Annotated in this window: 13 protein-coding genes; 5 read left to right on the top strand and 8 right to left on the bottom strand. The window is 59.5% G+C overall.

Annotated elements, in window-relative coordinates; all coding sequences use genetic code 11:
- Positions 1 to 10: 10 nt before the first annotated feature.
- On the bottom strand, positions 11 to 1,789 hold the full coding sequence (locus FHX06_RS21915) for an acyl-CoA dehydrogenase (RefSeq protein WP_183880839.1): 1,779 nt from the start codon (positions 1,787 to 1,789) through the stop codon (positions 11 to 13).
- A 309-nt stretch (positions 1,790 to 2,098) separates the two neighbouring features.
- Here FHX06_RS21915 and FHX06_RS21910 point away from each other — a divergent pair, with 309 nt between their 5' ends.
- Positions 2,099 to 3,091, top strand: coding sequence for a transporter (locus FHX06_RS21910; RefSeq protein WP_112542919.1), 993 nt, complete (start codon positions 2,099 to 2,101; stop codon positions 3,089 to 3,091).
- Positions 3,092 to 3,146: 55 nt separating this feature from the next.
- Here FHX06_RS21910 and FHX06_RS21905 read toward each other — a convergent pair whose 3' ends face one another.
- Positions 3,147 to 3,632 carry a BA14K family protein gene (locus tag FHX06_RS21905; RefSeq protein ID WP_112542918.1) on the bottom strand — a complete coding sequence of 162 codons (486 nt, stop codon included), beginning with the start codon at positions 3,630 to 3,632 and terminating at the stop codon, positions 3,147 to 3,149.
- Between the two features lie 143 nt (positions 3,633 to 3,775).
- Positions 3,776 to 5,020, bottom strand: coding sequence for an aromatic ring-hydroxylating oxygenase subunit alpha (locus FHX06_RS21900; RefSeq protein WP_112971118.1), 1,245 nt, complete (start codon positions 5,018 to 5,020; stop codon positions 3,776 to 3,778).
- Between the two features lie 393 nt (positions 5,021 to 5,413).
- Here FHX06_RS21900 and FHX06_RS21895 point away from each other — a divergent pair, with 393 nt between their 5' ends.
- The 3 genes from FHX06_RS21895 to FHX06_RS21885 all read left to right on the top strand — a co-directional run bounded on the left by FHX06_RS21895 (position 5,414) and on the right by FHX06_RS21885 (position 8,536).
- Complete coding sequence (locus tag FHX06_RS21895) at positions 5,414 to 6,022, top strand: DUF6656 family protein (protein WP_112542917.1); 609 nt, start codon at positions 5,414 to 5,416, stop codon at positions 6,020 to 6,022.
- 89 nt (positions 6,023 to 6,111) lie between these two features.
- On the top strand, positions 6,112 to 7,086 hold the full coding sequence (locus FHX06_RS21890; RefSeq protein WP_183880837.1) for an L-threonylcarbamoyladenylate synthase: 975 nt from the start codon (positions 6,112 to 6,114) through the stop codon (positions 7,084 to 7,086).
- 19 nt (positions 7,087 to 7,105) lie between these two features.
- Positions 7,106 to 8,536: an FAD-binding oxidoreductase gene (locus tag FHX06_RS21885; protein ID WP_183880835.1), complete on the top strand. Its 1,431-nt coding sequence runs from the start codon at positions 7,106 to 7,108 to the stop codon at positions 8,534 to 8,536.
- A 67-nt stretch (positions 8,537 to 8,603) separates the two neighbouring features.
- Here the strand turns inward: FHX06_RS21885 and FHX06_RS21880 are convergent, their stop codons facing one another.
- Positions 8,604 to 12,326 (bottom strand): DUF1217 domain-containing protein, encoded by a 3,723-nt coding sequence (locus FHX06_RS21880; protein ID WP_183880833.1) that lies wholly within the window; start codon positions 12,324 to 12,326, stop codon positions 8,604 to 8,606.
- A 300-nt stretch (positions 12,327 to 12,626) separates the two neighbouring features.
- Here FHX06_RS21880 and FHX06_RS21875 point away from each other — a divergent pair, with 300 nt between their 5' ends.
- Positions 12,627 to 13,193, top strand: a complete 567-nt coding sequence (locus FHX06_RS21875) for a DUF6101 family protein (RefSeq protein ID WP_113213016.1) — start codon at positions 12,627 to 12,629, stop codon at positions 13,191 to 13,193.
- Between the two features lie 76 nt (positions 13,194 to 13,269).
- Here the strand turns inward: FHX06_RS21875 and ubiA are convergent, their stop codons facing one another.
- The 4 genes from ubiA to FHX06_RS21855 all read right to left on the bottom strand — a co-directional run bounded on the left by ubiA (position 13,270) and on the right by FHX06_RS21855 (position 17,211).
- A complete protein-coding gene (gene ubiA / locus FHX06_RS21870) occupies positions 13,270 to 14,229 on the bottom strand; it encodes a 4-hydroxybenzoate octaprenyltransferase (RefSeq protein ID WP_183880831.1) in 960 nt (319 codons plus the stop codon).
- 167 nt (positions 14,230 to 14,396) lie between these two features.
- Positions 14,397 to 15,206, bottom strand: a complete 810-nt coding sequence (locus tag FHX06_RS21865; RefSeq protein ID WP_112971098.1) for a MipA/OmpV family protein — start codon at positions 15,204 to 15,206, stop codon at positions 14,397 to 14,399.
- A 118-nt stretch (positions 15,207 to 15,324) separates the two neighbouring features.
- Entirely contained in the window at positions 15,325 to 15,903 is a 579-nt protein-coding gene (locus FHX06_RS21860) for a histidine phosphatase family protein (protein ID WP_112971099.1), read from the bottom strand.
- Positions 15,904 to 15,951: 48 nt separating this feature from the next.
- The gene (locus tag FHX06_RS21855; protein ID WP_183880829.1) at positions 15,952 to 17,211 is read right to left on the bottom strand and encodes an SAM-dependent methyltransferase; all 1,260 of its coding nucleotides are present in this window, start codon (positions 17,209 to 17,211) and stop codon (positions 15,952 to 15,954) included.

Here is a 17,211-nt window from a genome sequence, read left to right as displayed (position 1 = left end):
TTTCATCTCCTCAGGCAAGGATGGCACGGGCTGCGGCAAGGCTATCGGCGCCGTTGACGACACGGTCTTTCAGCGCCGCCGTTTCGGACAGAAGATTTTCAGCAGCGAAGCGGCAGAGCGCGATGCGGCTCCCGCCTGCCCCGTCCTTGGTCTGGGCCAGACCACCCTTGGCAAGATAGCAGCCGGTGAGTGCAAGACCGAAAAGGCGCTGATAGGGCGTCGCGCCCGCCAGAGCCTCGGCGGACCTGCTCTCGGCAAGACGCGCGAGCAGCCAGCTTGTCGCCTGCTCCAGATCGGCAAGGGCGGAATCCAGCCTGTCCGCCGTTGATCCGAAACCGTCGAGGTTTGAACTGCGAACAGCCCCGGCGATCGCCTTCAACTCGGTGATGAGGCCCCCGACCTGCTTGCCATCAGACAAAGGCAGCTTGCGGGTGACGAGATCGATCGCCTGGATGCCATTCGTGCCTTCGTAGATCGGGGCAATGCGGGCGTCGCGCAGATAGCGGGCAGCACCTGTTTCCTCGATGAAGCCCATGCCGCCATGAACCTGAATGCCGAGAGAGGCGACATCCACGCCGGCATCGGTAGCAAAGGACTTGGCGATCGGCGTCAGGAGAGCGGCGCGTTCCTGCCAATGTTCACGACGATCGGCAGCGCGGTGCGCCATATCGATTGCGTGGGCGCAGGTATAGGCAATGGCGCGTGAGCCCTGCGTCAGCGCCTTCATGGTGAGCAGCATCCTGATGACATCAGGATGCTCGATGATCGGGCTCATGCCCGGGCCGCTCCAGCCCGGCGCCTTGCCTTGGGTGCGCTCCTTGGCGTAAGCGATTGCCTTCTGCGTCGCCGCTTCGCAGATCGCTACCCCCTGCATGCCGACAGCGAGGCGGGCGTTGTTCATCATGGTGAACATGCAGGCGAGGCCCTTGTTCTCTTCGCCGATCAGCCAGCCGACCGCCCCCGTCTCATCACCGAATTTGCCGTCGCCATAGATCATGGTGCAGGTGGGCGAACCGTGGATGCCGAGCTTGTGCTCCAGCGAATGGCAGTGAAGATCGTTGCGAGCGCCGAGCGAGCCGTCCTCGTTCACGAGGAATTTCGGCACGAGGAAGAGCGAGATGCCGCGTGTGCCTGCGGGCGCATCCGGCAGGCGTGCAAGGACGAGATGGATAATGTTGTCGGCAGCGTCGTGCTCGCCCCAGGTGATGAAAATCTTCTGGCCGAAAATGCGATAGCTGCCATCCTCGCGGCGTTCGGCACGCGCCTTCAGCACGCCGAGATCGGAGCCTGCATGGGGCTCTGTGAGGTTCATGGTGCCGGTCCACTCGCCAGACACCATGCGCGCCAGATATCTGTCCTTCAGAGCTACGCTGCCGTGCACGTTGAGCGCCTCGACGGCGCCGATCGTCAGGGTCGGGCAGAGGGCGAAGGCCATGGACCCGGAATTCCACATTTCGAGTGCCGCGACATTCAGCATGTGCGGCAAGGCCTGGCCGCCGAACTCCTCCGGCGCGGTCAGACCGTTCCAGCCGCCGGCTGCCCAGTTGCGGTAAAGATCGCGCCAGCCGTCCGGCGTTCTTACCTCCCCGTTGGAAAGACGGGCGCCCTGGCGGTCGCCGATGTCGGCGAGAGGGGCGATTTCCTCCGTGGCAAATCGTCCCGCCTCGGTCAGGATGGCATCGACCAGATCCTCGCCGAGATCGCCCAGAAGGCCGCTGCCCATCGCTTCGACCATGCCGGCAACATGCTTCAGCGTGAACGCGATTTCCTCGACAGGCGCCTTATACATCTTATTTTCCTCGCTTTCGGCGCACGCGCGGCAAAGCCGGCGCGCAAGCCCCTCCAGCTGAAGAGCTAATTGATTTTTACGTAAACGTCAATTTGGTTTCCGTCGATAACCTCTGACGTGCGCGCCTTTTCCCTTGTGCACTTGCACAAACAAACGTCATGGAGAAACTCTAAGCGTGTCGCGATCTTTCAGGTCGGCAGCCGCGCAGAAGGTCTTTGTTTTAAGCGTGCCGCTATTGCAAAACCGCTGTGCAGTTTTGAGCGACTTGCTTTAGTAGGATTGATCGCTTTCGCGAGAGGATCGGCAATAATGGATACCTTGCCCGTCAACATACCCGGTCTCGTATGGGCCTACCGTTTCTCGCCGGAAAGCAAGAAGGCCGTGCGGCTGCAAAACAGCGCTACGGCCGCGGAACTGACCGCCGATGACGGATTCTACTGGCTGCATCTCAATCTCGCCGATGCCCGCGTGCCCGCCCTGCTCGACACGCTCGGCGTGATGGATGACGCCAAGTCGGCGTTGACCACCCGAGACACGCATGCCGTCCTGACCGTCGATGAGCAGATGCTCTACGGTACGCTGGTGGACTGCCAGCGCGAATTCGATCAGGACACGGCCGATCTCGGCTGGTTGCATTTCGCCATCTCCGACCGTTTCATCATCACCACGCGCCTGCAGCCGCTGAGAAGCGTCGAGCGGACGCGCGTCATGATCGAGAAGAATCCGGGCAAATTCACCCGTCCCGTCGATCTGTTCGAGCTGCTTGTAACCGAGTTCCAGCGCACGTTGATCTCCGTCGTCATGGAACTCACCGAAGAGCTCAACCTCATCGAGGACTTCGTCTACGACAACGCGCCGCGTGACGAACGCCGCAGGCTAGCTCCCGTCCGTCGCACGATCGTCCGTCTGCATCGGCACCTCCGCACAGTGCTCGCGCTGATGCGGCGAGCCGCAGCCTCCGATGAAGACGAAATGCCCTTCGGCTTCGACGATATTGCCGGGCGGCTGACGAGCCGGCTGGAGACTGTCGACCATGATGTCTACGCGCTGCAGGACCGGGCAAGGCTGCTGCACGAAGAAATCGACTCCAAGCTCTCCTCGGAGACGAACCGCCACCTTTACATCCTGTCGATCATGACGGCCTTCCTGCTGCCACCGACGCTGGTCACAGGCTTTTTCGGCATGAACACGGCCAACCTGCCCTTCGCCATCGGCGACCACGGAACGGAATATGCCATCGGGCTGATCATCGCCTCCATCGTGTTTGCGTGGTGGCTCCTGAAGCGCGTGCATATCCTCTAAGAAAAAACGCCCGGCTCACAGGGCCGGGCGTTTCATCTTGGACTCTGGCTCCGCCTCAATAGTAGGGCGAATAGCACTGCTGGCGCGGACCGTTATAGGGCTGGAAAGTATTGTCGTAGGCCCTGTACGACCGGTAGCGGTCTTCACACCAGGCGACATGGCTCGGATTGATGCCGGTGGGCGCGGGCGCGGGTGCATAGTAGCGCGGCTGAGAGGCGATGGCTCCGCCGATGACTGCACCGGCACCGAAGGCTGCCAGCGGATACCAGTAGCCCTCATAGTGACGGTAGCCCGGGCGATAGTAGGAATAACCGCGATACCCGCCATACCAGCCGGGTCGATAGGCCGGACGGTATCCCGGATAATAGCCGGGGCGATAACCCGGACGATAATAGCGACGATATTGGACGTTTTCGACAGGCGAAGACTTTTCCACCTGCGGGGCGGCCGGCATCTGGATTGCCTGCGACGGCACAAAGCTCGTCACAACGACAGCGGCGGCCACAACCGCAGTCGCGACCTTCTTACTCAGCCCAAACATTGCATATCTCCGATCAAGAGCGAAAAAGCCTGCCGAAGAACGGATAAAACGGAGAAATGTTCCCGTACAACCCGTAAACGGCCCTCACGCTCATTTCTACCGGAGGCGAAATGAACCGGACATTAACCGGGTGATCTTTGCTCTCAGGCAACGACCGAGAGCTTGGCCTGATCGCCCTGCAGACGGTTGACCATGAAGTTCGAATACCATTCGAGGAACTGCATGACGCCGCCTTCATGGACCGACGAATAAGGACCAGGTTCGTAAGCCGGCGAGCGGATACCGAATGCGTTCTCTTCGACGATGCGGCGGTCCTGATCGTTGGTTTCGGTCCAGACGTGGGTCAGTTCCTCAAGATTATAATCGACGCCTTCGACGGCATCCTTATGGACGATCCATTTGGTCGTCACTGCCGTCTCATTGGCACTCAGCGGCAGAACGCGGAAGGAGATGGCGTGATCGCCGAGCAGATGGTTCCACGTCGTCGGATAGTGGAAGAGCAGCATCGTGCCGATACGGCTGATCTTGACGTCGTCGGAGAGCGGGCGCTTGACGGCGGGCCTGCCGGACATGGTGTAGCTTTCGGCGTCCTCGATCAGCGGCATGCGGGCGGTGCGGAACTGTCCATCTGGCGAGATCTGGAACTTGCTCGGCAGACCTGCGGCCTCGCAGCGCGCCCAATGGCCGGCGATCTCGGGATCGTCGGCACCACCATCCGTGCCGGTCACGCTCGGCGCTTCCGGATAGGTGCGGCAGAGCTCAGGATGATTTGCGGCGCAGTGATAGCACTCGCGGTTATTCTCCCATACCAGCTTCCAGTTGCCCTTCTCGATGATGGTGCTCTGGAATGCGATCTTAGCCTCGCTGATGTGATGAGGCGCCATATAGGGCTCGATCTTGTCGCGCACGGACTGGAAGTCCGGTGCGTTATTGGCGAGGCAGATGAAGACGTAACCGGCCACGATTTCGCAATGAACCGGCTTCAGTCCGTAGCCGCTCTTGTCGAAATCATCGCCCATGTGGCGTGCGAAGGCGAGCTTGCCGTCGAGGTCGTAGGTCCACTGGTGATAGGGGCAGACGAGGCGCACCGACGAGCCGTGCTCCTTGGTGCAGACGCGCGAGCCACGGTGGCGACAGCTATTGTGGAAGGCACGAATGACATTGTCGCGTCCGCGCACGATGACGACGGGGTATTCGCCAATCTGGACGGTAAAGTAAGCGCCCGGCTTCGGCAGTTCGCAATCATGGCCGATGAAGAGCCAATCGCGATAGTAGATCATCTCCATATCCAGACGGAAATAATCCTCGTCGATGTAGAAGGGCTGTTCGAGACTGAAGCCCTCGCGGCGGCTCTTGAGCTGGCGCAAAACGTTGCTGCGAATATCCATCTGCCTATCCTCGTGCATGTGGCTGCTACTCTTCTCAGAGCCCTGCAGCGGAAGCGCGCCCGCTTCCTTCTCCATCAGGAAAACTCGTCATGGCGTTATTTAAGCACCGAGCATGCCGGCCGTTTGGTTGTAAAGCGACATCCGCTTCGAAATTGACGACAGGGAACCGAGCGGCCCTCAGAAACACTCACCAGCCTTTGATTATCGTCAATTGCGACATTTCTTGGTGCTTCAGACACAAGCGAATCCAATGCGCCGGGCACAGCTCTATCGCATTTGCGACATGCGGCCCTCAACCTTCAGCTCCCGTGCCTTCTTCCCGTTATTTTAACAGGGCGTTAAGCATGAAATTCTATCCTTGTCGGCGACCCTTCACAGCGAAGACTGCAAGCCATGGCCAAACTTCGATATTTCGACACGCGGGAAGAAATCAAGCCTGCAGAACCGCGGCTTCAAACCAAGCATTCGGAATTCCTGCGCACCGGCCGTATCAGCCGCCGGCGCGAGGACTGGCTGCCGGAAGAACGCCGCTATCTCACACATGACGAAGTCGCCGAAAAGACCGCACGCAAGCTGCAGACAGCCGGCGAAAAGACCCATCAGAACATCAACGGCTTCCACCGCTCGATCCAGTTTCCCAAGCTGATTTTCCATAGGACGCTGGCCGATAGCCCCCATCTCGGCTACTGCCATGTCACGGCCGCACGCACCAAATTCGCCCGCTACGACGAAGTGGCGTGGGCCTTCTACATCGCCAACTTCTATTCCGACATCGGCGATAACGACAATTTCTTCGACAATATCGCAGTGCAGAATTCCCGCATGTATTTCGCCGTGGCGATCAAGGCGGGTGAAAGCACGCCGGAGAGGATGGTGGTCGACCGCTCGGTGCGCGGCAATGGCCTGCTCTTCCGTACCAACGATCCGCAGATCGCCATCCGCAACATCCTCCTGCTCGGTGCCCGCAACGAGCAGCTTCGCCAGATCATTCGCCAACTGTAGCTCCAGCGACAGCTGATCCACCGTTCCGGGCGGGATTGATCGCGCCGCAAGGAAGGCCTAATGACTGCCGCAGCAAAACCGGGCAGGACATGGCAAGAATAATCGACATCAAGGCGGACAGGCAGACGGCACTCGAAGCCGGCTGCGCGGCACTTGCCGAAGGCTTTGCGATCGCCATACCGACCGAGACGGTCTACGGCCTTGCCGCCGACGCCACCAATCCGGCGGCAATCACCCGCATCTATGAGACAAAGGGGCGGCCACGCTTCAATCCGCTGATCTGCCATATGGCGGATCTTGCCATGGCCGCGACCTATGCGGAATTCGATCCCATCTCCCGTGCCCTGGCAGAAGCCTTCTGGCCGGGCCCGCTGACGCTTGTACTGCCGCTGAAATCAGGTACCGCTATCCATGCGCTGGCGACTGCAGGCCTCGACAGCGTTGGGATCCGTATACCCAAAGGTTTTACCGGCGATCTCATTCGTGCCTTCGGGCGGCCGCTTGCAGCTCCGAGCGCCAATACGTCCGGCAAGGTGAGCGCCACGAGCGCTGCCCATGTCGAAGCCGATCTCGGGGGAAAGATACCCCTCATCCTCGACGCCGGCGCGAGTGCCGTCGGCGTGGAATCGACGATCGTCAAGGTCGAAAACGGCGAGCTGCGCCTCCTGCGGCCCGGCGGCCTGCCGGCCAAGGAAATCGAGCGCGTGACAGGCAAGCGTTTGCTGCGTTCGAAAAAGGCGGCAGCGGCGATCGAAGCACCGGGCATGCTCGCCTCGCATTATGCGCCAGGTGCGGCCGTCCGGCTCGACGCTACGGCACTGGAACCCGGCGAAGCTTTGATTGCCTTCGGTCCGGACAGGGTGGCGGGTGCCGAGCAGGCGGCTATCGCGCTGAACCTCAGCCCGCGAGGCGATCTCTCGGAGGCGGCCGCCAATCTTTTCGACTACATGAAGAGGGCCGATGCCAGCGGCGCGGCCGTCATCGCCTTTTCACCGATCCCCGACGAAGGGCTTGGAGAGGCAATCAACGATCGACTGCGGCGAGCAGCGGCTCCGCGCGAGTAAGGAAGAGGGACCGGGTTCCATGAGCAGCACAGGCATTTCTGCAGATATTGTCGATCGTTTCACCGCCATCGTCGGCGAGAAATATGCGCTACGCAGCGAAGCTGATCTCGCGCCGCACCTCATCGAAAATCGCGGCCTTTATCATGGCTCCTCCCCTCTTCTGCTGAGGCCCGGCACGGTCGGAGAAGTCTCTGCGATCATGAAGCTTGCCACCGAAACCGGCACGGCCATCGTACCGCAGACCGGAAATACCGGCCTTGTCGGCGGGCAGACGCCGCGTGAGGGCAAGGCGGACGTCATCCTTTCGCTCGAGCGCATGAACAGGATCCGCGATGTCGATCCGGTCGCAAACGTGCTCGTCGCCGACGGCGGGGCGATCCTGGCCGAGGTGCAGAAGGCGGCCGAAGCGCATGGCCGCCTGTTTCCGCTCTCGCTCGGCTCGGAAGGTTCCTGCCGCATCGGCGGCAACCTGTCCACCAACGCCGGCGGCACGGCAGTTCTCGCCTATGGCAACATGCGCCAGCTCTGCCTCGGCCTCGAAGTTGTCCTGCCCACGGGCGAGATCTGGGACGGGCTTCGTCGCCTCAAGAAGGACAATACCGGCTACGATCTGCGCGATCTCTTCATCGGTGCGGAGGGCACGCTCGGCATTATTACCGGCGCAGTGCTGAAGCTCTTCCCGCAGCCGCTCGGCCATCAGGTTGCCTTTGCGGGGCTTTCGTCTGTCGAGGATGCGCTCGCGTTCTTCAATCTCGCCTCCAGCCTCTGCGGAACTTCGCTGACCGGCTTCGAACTGATGCCGCGTTTCGGTGTCGAGATCACCGTGCGCAATATCGACGGCGTACGCGATCCGCTGGAGACGCCGCATGACTGGTATGTGCTTGTTGATATCTCCACCTCCGATTCCGCCGAGACGGCAGAGCGGATGATGAATGCCGTTCTGGAGCAGGGTTTCGAAGCAGGGCTCGTGCAGGATGCGGCAATCGCCTCCTCCGTCGCGCAGCAGAAGGCGCTCTGGCATATGCGCGAAAGCATGTCGGACGCTCAGAAGCCCGAGGGCGGTTCCATCAAGCACGATGTTTCCGTGCCGGTTTCGAAGATCCCGCACTTCATGAAGGAGGCCGGAGAGGCGGTGATGGCGGCAATGCCCGGCGCGCGCATCTGTGCCTTCGGCCATATGGGCGACGGCAATATCCACTACAACATCTCGCAGCCGGTTGGAGCCGATAAGGATGCCTTCATCGCCCGCTGGCACGAGATGAACCGTATCGTGCATGGGTTGGTGCTTGCCCATAGCGGTTCGATTTCCGCAGAGCATGGTATCGGTCAGCTGAAGCGTGACGAGCTGGCATCGGTCCGGCCCGCCATCGAGATGGAGCTGATGCGTCGCATCAAGCGCGCCTTCGATCCAGCCGGTATCATGAACCCGGACAAGGTGGTGAGCCTCTAAAGCGTGCCTTGCCACGCTTTAGGTGCTTGCTTCTGCACGTCGTGCGCTCCGGCAGGCTACACCATTATCAGAGCAGCGATGACGCCTGGCCGGTACCGCCGGTCAGGAGCTGGAGCGCCGGCGACTGCTGCGTGTTGTTCTTGATGTCGTACATGGCCGTGAAACGCTTGATGAGCTTGTCGACCTTCTTCGGATCCTGCAGGTCTTCGAGCTTCACGAAGCGACCGAGAAGGTCGACCTGCTTGGTCACGTCCATTGCCGAAATCTGCTGGGGCAGGCTATAGGCGGTCTGGATGACCTCATAGAGTGCCTTGTCACCGAGAATGTTGTAGAGCGACGTGACGTCACCGGCCTTGCGCTTGAAATAGAGCGCCAGGCGAACGCCATCGTTCTTTTCGCCCTCCTGGGTTTCCAGGGTCATCTGCACATATTGCTGCTGCGTGCTTGCTTCGGCCTGCTTGTCCTGGATGGCTCCCATCTTGGCACGGGTCAGGTTGCCGTCCTTGTCGAAATTGAAGGAGGCGACGATTTCCTTGAAGCGCGCGTCAGCCGTGGTGTTGAGATAGCTCTTCTTGTCGTCAGGATCGGAGGTGAAGATCTTCTTCAGCGTATCCTTGTCGTATTTCTTCGGATCGAGGCCATTTGCTTTCAGCACAAGATCCGTCAGGCGCTTGTCGGCCAGGAAATCATCGAGCGACGTTATGGTTGGAATGGTCTTGCCGAAGTAATCCACTTCCTTGGTCGCATCCTTTGAAGCGCGGTCCTTTGCAGGACCGTCCTTCATGAGCATGGTCACGTGCGACTTATAATCGGTCGCATATTTCGCCATGGTGGCAGCAGAGAGCGCCGACATGGGCTCGGCAGCCTTGCCATCGGCGCCGAAATTGAAAGCACGAACCATATTGGTGATGCGGTCATCCTTGAATGACGCGACATATCCCTTCGGATCGTAGGGGTCGCTGACAAGCAGCTTGCGCATGGTGGAGCGCGAGACGTCGTTCGTCGTCAGGCCATAGGCTTGCAGCGCTATCTGATAAAGGTCCGGATAGGAGTCGTTACCGAGGAGCGTATCGGCGGTCTTGTTGGTCTTCATGAAATCATTGACATTCTTCACGCCATTGGCGTCATCCATTCGCGACTTGTAGTTCGCGATGATGCGGTCGATGAGATCGTTGCCCTGATTGTTGGCGCGAGCGCCGTAATTGTCTGACGTGTTCGTCGTCTGCTCACCGGTCTGGGGCGAGGTCGAGGTCGGCAGCGACCCGTCCGCAGCGAAATTGAAAGCGGCGTTCAGATCAGCCTGGCCGACGGATGCTGCATGGGCCGGGTCGGTGAGAATGCTCTTCAGCTCGGCGTTGCTGGTGTCGTAGGCCAGGCCATACGCCATTTTGAGATAGTCAGTCAGGGATGAATCGGCGAGCAGCTGGTCGACATCATTGACGTCGCCCATCCGGTCAAGGGTGCTTTGCTCCCGTATGCTGGCAGCCGAGTTCAAGGAGGCCATCTGCGTGGTGGTCTGCGCCGGAAGACCGGGGGCAACGGTGCCGTCCGCCTGAAAATTGAACGCAGCCTTCACATTGGCATAGGGACCGGTACCGCTTTGATCGGTGAGGATGTTGCGCAGATCAGTGTCCGAAACGCTCGCCGGAATACTGAAAGCGTAACGGATGTAATTGTTGAGCTTCTGATCGGCCAGCAACTGATCGACGCTGGCGATCGAAGGCATCGTCCTGCCGTAATAGGAGGCGGCGTCGTCCGCCTTCGTGTTCATTGCCGCAACCTGGTCGGCGCTCTGCGAGAACGTGTTTTGAGCGACCGTCCCGTCCTGACGGAAGTTGAAGAGCTGGTAGACGTCGCTATAGCCCTGGGCCGCCGCGACCGTCGGATCGGTCAGAATGCTGCGAAGCGTAGTGTCGCTGACGTCGTCGCCGATCTGCAGGTTGGTGCGCAGGAAGCTGACCAACTTGTCGTCGGCGAGGAAAACGTCAACGGCCGCGGTCGAGCCGTTGTTCGAGAGATCCGGGAGCTTGGCCTGATAGTAGGACGCATTGGCCGCAGCGAGCTGATTGATGCTCTTGAGCTGCGCGGTGCTCTGGATCGTGCCGTTGATCGAACCATCCGCGTTGAAATTGAAGGCATCATGGATGTCCTGATGGCCCGCCGTCGTGGCGTAGGCGGAATCCGTGAGGATGTTCTTCAGCTCGGCATTGCTGAAATCCTGGCCAAGGCCGTAGGCATCCTTGATGTAAGAGGTCAGAGTCTTGTCGGAAAGCAGTTCGTCGACGTTGGTGATCGTGCTCGGACCGCTCGCGGGTATCATCTTGTTCGAGAAGTAGCCGGTAACGTTCGACGCGGCATTCACCATGCCCGTCAACTGATCATAGGATTGCGCGCGCTTCGTCGGGGAGACCGTACCATCGGACTTGAAGTTGAAGGCCTTGTAAGCCTCTCCCATATCGACCGAACGGGCATAGGTCGGATCTGTCAGGACGCTCTTCAGCTGCGTAAAGCCCGGATCCATGCCGAATGCGGCGCGAACGTAGTCTGCAAGCCGCTTGTCGTTGACCAATTGATCGACATTGGTGATCGTGCCGATCTTGGACTGATAGTAGCTCTTGTTGAGATCGGACATTGCCGGGCTGGTATAGTACACATCGCTGGCTGTGCCGTCGCGGTCGACGATCTGCGGTGCAGTCTTGATGTTATACTGTTCGATGACGTTGTTCTTCTGTGTCGCAGTCTGGGCGACGCCGCCAACTGCAGGCGCGCGGAACGCGTATAGTTCTGCGACCTCATCGGTCTGGCCGGAATTCTGGGCCGAACCATTGACCGAACCATCGGCTTGGAAATTGAAGTAAGAACGAAGTTCCTTGTATTTGTCGCCGACATAGTTGAGCGACGGATTAGGGTTGTTGAGCGGCGCGTCGCCGCCAAGTGTGGCCGGATCGCTTGTCAGCACCATCTTGATGAAAGCGTCATCGGCCGTTGCCGGATCGATGCCGACGGACTGGAGCGCCACCGTGCGCAGGCGCGGATCGGCGAGCAAGTCGTCGACCGACTGCACCGAACCGATATTGGCGCGAAAATACTGGGTGTCGCCATTGTCCGGCTTGAAGTTGAACTGCTGGGCGAGCGCATAGAGCTTGTCACCGACATAGGTCTTGGTCGGATCGTAGGCCGGATCGCTCGTATCGGGCGCATTGCCGCCAAGCTTGCTGATGTCCGTGGATAGGACGCTGGCGATGTAGTCCTTCGAGATGTAGGTCGGGTCGATGCCGACGCTCTTCAACGCGTAATTCAACAGGCGGGAATTGCCGACGAAGTCCTGGACGTTCTTCACGTCGTCCATCTGCGCGCTGTAGTATTTCGTTTCGGTGGCGGCCTGATCGGCTGCATCGGCGAAGGATTGCTTGTAGAGGCCGATCAGATCGTCTTCCTGCGCGTCCGTCTGAATATCCTTGGGCGGCGCGTGGAAATTGAAGGCGGAGGCAAATTCCTTGTAACGGGTGTCGGAAAGCTTGTTGGCGAAACTGTTCGCGTCCGTGAGATCGCTTTCCAGAACCTTCTTCATGAAGGCCTTGGCGTAGATCATGTCATCAAGCCCGTAAGCTTTCATGGCGTAGCTGTAGAGCTTGTAATCGCCAAGGAAGTCGTCGACGTCCTTCACCTTGTTGATGTTGTCGGCGTAATACTGGGCATCTTTTTTGACCTGCGTCTGATTGGCGACACGGTCGAGGCTTTTCGGCATATCACGAGACAGAATGACGTATGCCAGGGATGCCGTGATCATGAATGCGCCCTTTTCAGCAAAGTCTTTAAAGAATGACGGACTATTGGTGCGAGCATTTTGCCACGCAAAACTTACCCGAGACTTACCTGAAGCTGTCCTGCTCTGGCACGGGGCCGCGTTCATATTCCGGAAACCGTGCCATATTCGTTTTTGCTAACCATCCCCGGAGGCAGGATTTTCTTAACCGCAATTTTTAAGCTGTACGGAACGGGGGCCGCCTATTGTCGGGCCATAGAGGACGAAAAGTCCCAAGGAGAAGACCGGAAACCGGCTCTCAGGTAAGACAAGGGTAGAAATGAAATGAAGAATACCGTTCTGAAGCCCGTCTGGGCTGGCACGACATTGCGTCTTGATCCGTCTCGCTTTCCGCAGCAGGTAAGCTATGCCATCCACGACGATACCGGTGACGTCAGCATAACGATCGACGAACGCGGCGCAGTCCTGCGCAAGATTCTCCCCTCCAGCGGCCTGCCACTCTCCATCGCCCTGCCGCGACGTGTCTTCAAAGGCGTTGCAGCCCGCGCCATCGACCACGGCAATGGTGAAGTCACCGTGACGCTCGAACTGCATCACGAAGATCCGGAACTCTGCATCCCGCTGCTCGTCGCCCACGATCTCGGCGATATCGCCGCCGACTGGCGCAACTGGTCGGAAGCCTTCGGCATTCCCATGCTGATGGTGGAGGCCGATGGCATCGCCCGCCCCCTCGAAGAACATCTCGGCGGACTGCGCACCAGCGAAATGAAGCCGCGCCGCCGCCACTCCTATTTCGCAAACCGTCGCCCGCGCTTCCTCGTGCGCCGCACGACCGGCAAGCTCGGCGTCCTCATGAAGATCGAAGGCAAGGAAATCATCGCTCGCAACTGAGCGATACGTTCCGACCCGTTTTCAAACCCGGCCATCGCGCCGGGTTTTTCATTTAACGGACATTCCTCATTTCAGTTCAGGGAATGGCAAAAAGCAGCGAGACGAACAGGCCGAGGAAGATGATCCACCCAACTCGGGTGTTCGATTTGAAGAGCGCGAGGCACTGAGCGCCGTCGTCGATATCGAGCGTTCTGATCTGCCAGGCGAACATTCCGGCCGCAATCAGCAGGCCGATGAAGGCCAGAACGCCGACGCCGGCAAGCGCGAAGGACAGGAACATCAGCACTAGGGTCAGCCCGTACAGGCCGACAAGCGCAAGATGCGTACGCTCGCCGAACAGGCGGGCCGTCGAGCGAACGCCGATCAGTTCGTCATCCTCCTTGTCCTGATGGGCGTAGATCGTGTCGTAACCGATCGTCCAGACGACCGAGGCAAGGTAAAGCAGGACGGCAGAGAAGGAGAGGCTACCGAAAATGCCTGCCCAGCCCATGAGCGCACCCCAGGAAAAGGCAAGACCGAGGAAGAATTGCGGCCAGTCGGTAAAACGCTTGGCGAAGGGATAGAGGGCGACGACGCCGAGCGACAGAACCCCGAGAAGCACGGCAAACCAGTTGAACTGCAATAGCACGAAGAGGCCGACCAACGCCTGCAGTGCGATGAAGATCTTCGCCTGCCTGCGCGTAACACGCCCTGAGGGCAGAGGACGCGAGCGGGTGCGCGCGACCTGCGTGTCGATCTCGTGGTCGACAAGGTCATTGTAGGTGCAGCCGGCGCCGCGCATGGCGACAGAGCCTATGAAATACAGGAACAGATGGTAGAGAAGCAGGGCGCCGGAAAACACACGTGGTTCGATTGCCGCATTGGCGGCAAGGGTGGCCGACCAGAAGCAGGGCCACATGAGAAGCTGCCATCCGATCGGCCGGTCCCAGCGCGCAAGTTGCGCATAGGGCCACAGCCAGGGCGGCAGGATGCGATAAACCCAATTATCCGAGGGCGCATCGGCAACGCGCCCGTTGAGACCATCAATCTGTTGCATGCCGACATCTAGCGATGGGCGGCGTTGATGGTCAAGACTTCATCGCCTCCGAGGTCGCCCTTCGCGGCTCGATGGAGGTGCTTCGTCCCGCAAGGGAACTGCCCTGCGCGACAAAGGAAGTTCATCGCATCGATGGCCGGCTGGGTTTAGACGATTCGAATAGCCGATCAGTTCAGCGTGAAATTGAACTTGTAGCTTGCCGACACACCGATCAGGAACTGGTTCTTCGACCCTTTCTCCCGCACGAGGCTGCTGTCGGCTGCCGGACCAGCGAGGCGCTTATATTCCGCGAAGGCGCTCGTCGACAGGTTCTCCGTTGCGTTCCAGGTGAGTGCGGTGCCGGCGCCGTAAGACTGGATGCCGCCCGAGGGATCATATGGCTTCAGTCCGCTTGCGGCCGACTGTGCTTCGTTGACGCCATAATAGGAATGGAAATAGCCGCTGGTCGCAAAGGTGGCACGCGGGCCTCCCGATAGCTGCAAATCGGGCGCGATATCGGTGAAGGCATCAAGAGCCACGTCGGCCACAAGCCCGTCATGCGAGCGGATGCCCTGGCGCACTTCGGCGCGGGCGCGCAGCCAGTCGGTCGGATAGACTTCCGCAAAACCACCGATTTCGGCGCCCCATTTGACCTTCTTCAGGCCGCGGAGATCACTGTCGTCATCCTGGTCACGCTGCGGCACGTAGCGGCCGACGATACCGGCGCGGAAGCTGCTGTTATCAACAAGGGCGAACGAGGGATTGTCGTTGCGCGAGGAAAAGCGCGGGCCGGGACCTTGACGTCCTGCCGAGATCAGCGGGCTGAACTTGAATTCGTTGGTGGATGCGCCTTCGAATTTCGGTGCGGAAAAGCCCGATACGCCGACTTTCAGATACCAGTCACCCGACCACCAATGGCCGCCTTCCTGAGCAGAGGCGGTGCTGAATGAAGCAAGGGCAATAGCTAAGGAGATCGATACGACTGATCGATTAAACACAATCCGCACTCCAGAAAAACGCAATACAAGAACGGCCGCGGACGGCGGCGGTCGCTACATTTATAGCGAGGGTGTTACGTCATTCTTAACCAAGAGAGCGAGATCGAGGGGATCAGAATTACTTCTGGTTCCAGCGGCGGATGACCGGCTCGGTCAGATCGTGCTCGTAGCCGAGGACACTGACGCTCGTTGTATCCAGAATGAAGCGGGAGCCGTCTTCCGGCGGCAGGCCGAGCCAGCGGGCGCCGAGAACGCGCAGGAAATGCGAGCTCGAAAAGATCAGGATCGGCGCATTGGCCTCGCGCAGTTCGGCGATGATACGATCCGCACGGGCACCGACATTGCTTGCCGCTTCACCATCAGGGCAACCATCGCGAAAGAGCCGCCAGCCGGGACGCTTGGCGAGAATTTCCTTGGTGGTGATGCCTTCATAGGCGCCGTAATCCCATTCGGCGAGATCGGCCTTGATGATTGCCCTCTCCCCGAAACCAGCAAGCGCACAGGTATTGCGCGCCCTCTGCGACGGGCTCGACCAGACGGCGGATACCGAAAGACCTGAAAGCCGCGGAGCAAGCGCACGCGCCGCCGCCTCGCCATTTTCGGTCAGCGGGATATCGCTGCGGCCGGTATGCTGGCCGGACAGCGACCATGCCGTCTCGCCATGGCGCACGATGGTGATTTCAGGAAATGCGCTCATATCCGTCTCTCCAAAAAGAAAAAGCGCGGCCCAGCCGCGCTTTCGACATCAGAAGGTGAATTTTTCCAGGGGTGGGCGCGTCGCCTCGAATTCCCGGAGCTTCGTCTCGTTTTGCGGAATGTAATTCCGGTTATCGGGCGTCGCAAACTGGTTCTTGGTGATCTGGATCTGCTCGATGAAAAGTTCATCCCAGCGGAAGCCCATTTCGGAGCCAGCCAGATAGAATTCCCACATGCGGAAGAACTTCTCGTCGTAAAGTGCCACCGCCTCCTGCCTGCGGGCCACGAAGCGCTCGCGCCAGTGGCGCAGCGTATAGGCATAGTGAAGAGGCAGCACTTCGACGTCGCGAGTCAGCAGGCCGGCCTTTTCAAGCGGAACCAGCGTTTCGGCGATCGAGGGAATATAGCCCTGCGGGAAGATATATTTCTCGATGAATGCGTTGGTGGCGAAACTCGGCTTCGGACGCGCGATCGAATGCAGCAGCATGACGCCGTTGTCATCCAGCAGTTCGTACACCTTCTTGAAGAAGTTGCCGTAATTGCCGATGCCGACATGTTCGAACATGCCGACCGAGACGATACGGTCGAACTTCTTGCCCGTCAGGTAACGATAGTCCTGCAGCTCGAAGCGGACGCGATCGGCAAGACCGCGTTTCTGAGCCCGTTCGCGGGAAATCTTCAGCTGCTCTTCGCTGAGCGTGATGCCGGTAACATCAAGGCCGGGCGTCGATTCCGCGAGATACATGGCCATGCCGCCCCAGCCGGAGCCGATTTCCAGCACGCGCTGACCCGGTTGCGGATTGAGCTTGGCCGCGATGTGGCGCTTCTTGGCAACCTGCGCCTCTTCCAGGCCAATGCCCGGCGGATCGAAATAGGCACAAGAATATTGCCAGTCCTCATCGAGAAAGAGTTCGAAGAGCTTTTCCGACAGGTCGTAATGGTGGGCGACATTACGCTTGTTATGGTTGACCGGTATGCGGCTCTTGAGCTGCTGCATGGCGATGCGGCCGATGAGCAGGGCGGCCATCTTGAAATCGAAGATTTCGTTGGTGGTGTTCTGCTTCACCAAGGCGAGGAAGTCGTAGATGTTGCCGTGTTCAAGGATGAACCGGCCTTCCATATACATTTCGCCGAGCTTCAGCGTCGGATCGCGACGGATCGCATCCTCGGCCTCCTGATCGGCAAGACGAGCGGCAACCGGTTCCCCGGTGCCATCGCCAATCGTGTGGGTCTCGCCATTGGCGAGCGTAAGGGTCAAAGAACCCTTGCGGACAATTTTTTGGACAATCGATAAGAATGCCGACGCCAT

Origin of the sequence: Rhizobium sp. BK512 (genome assembly GCF_014194915.1) — a bacterium.
Classification (GTDB): domain Bacteria; phylum Pseudomonadota; class Alphaproteobacteria; order Rhizobiales; family Rhizobiaceae; genus Rhizobium.
Note: the sequence above shows the minus strand (reverse complement) of the source record. Positions and strands in the feature narration are given on the sequence as shown.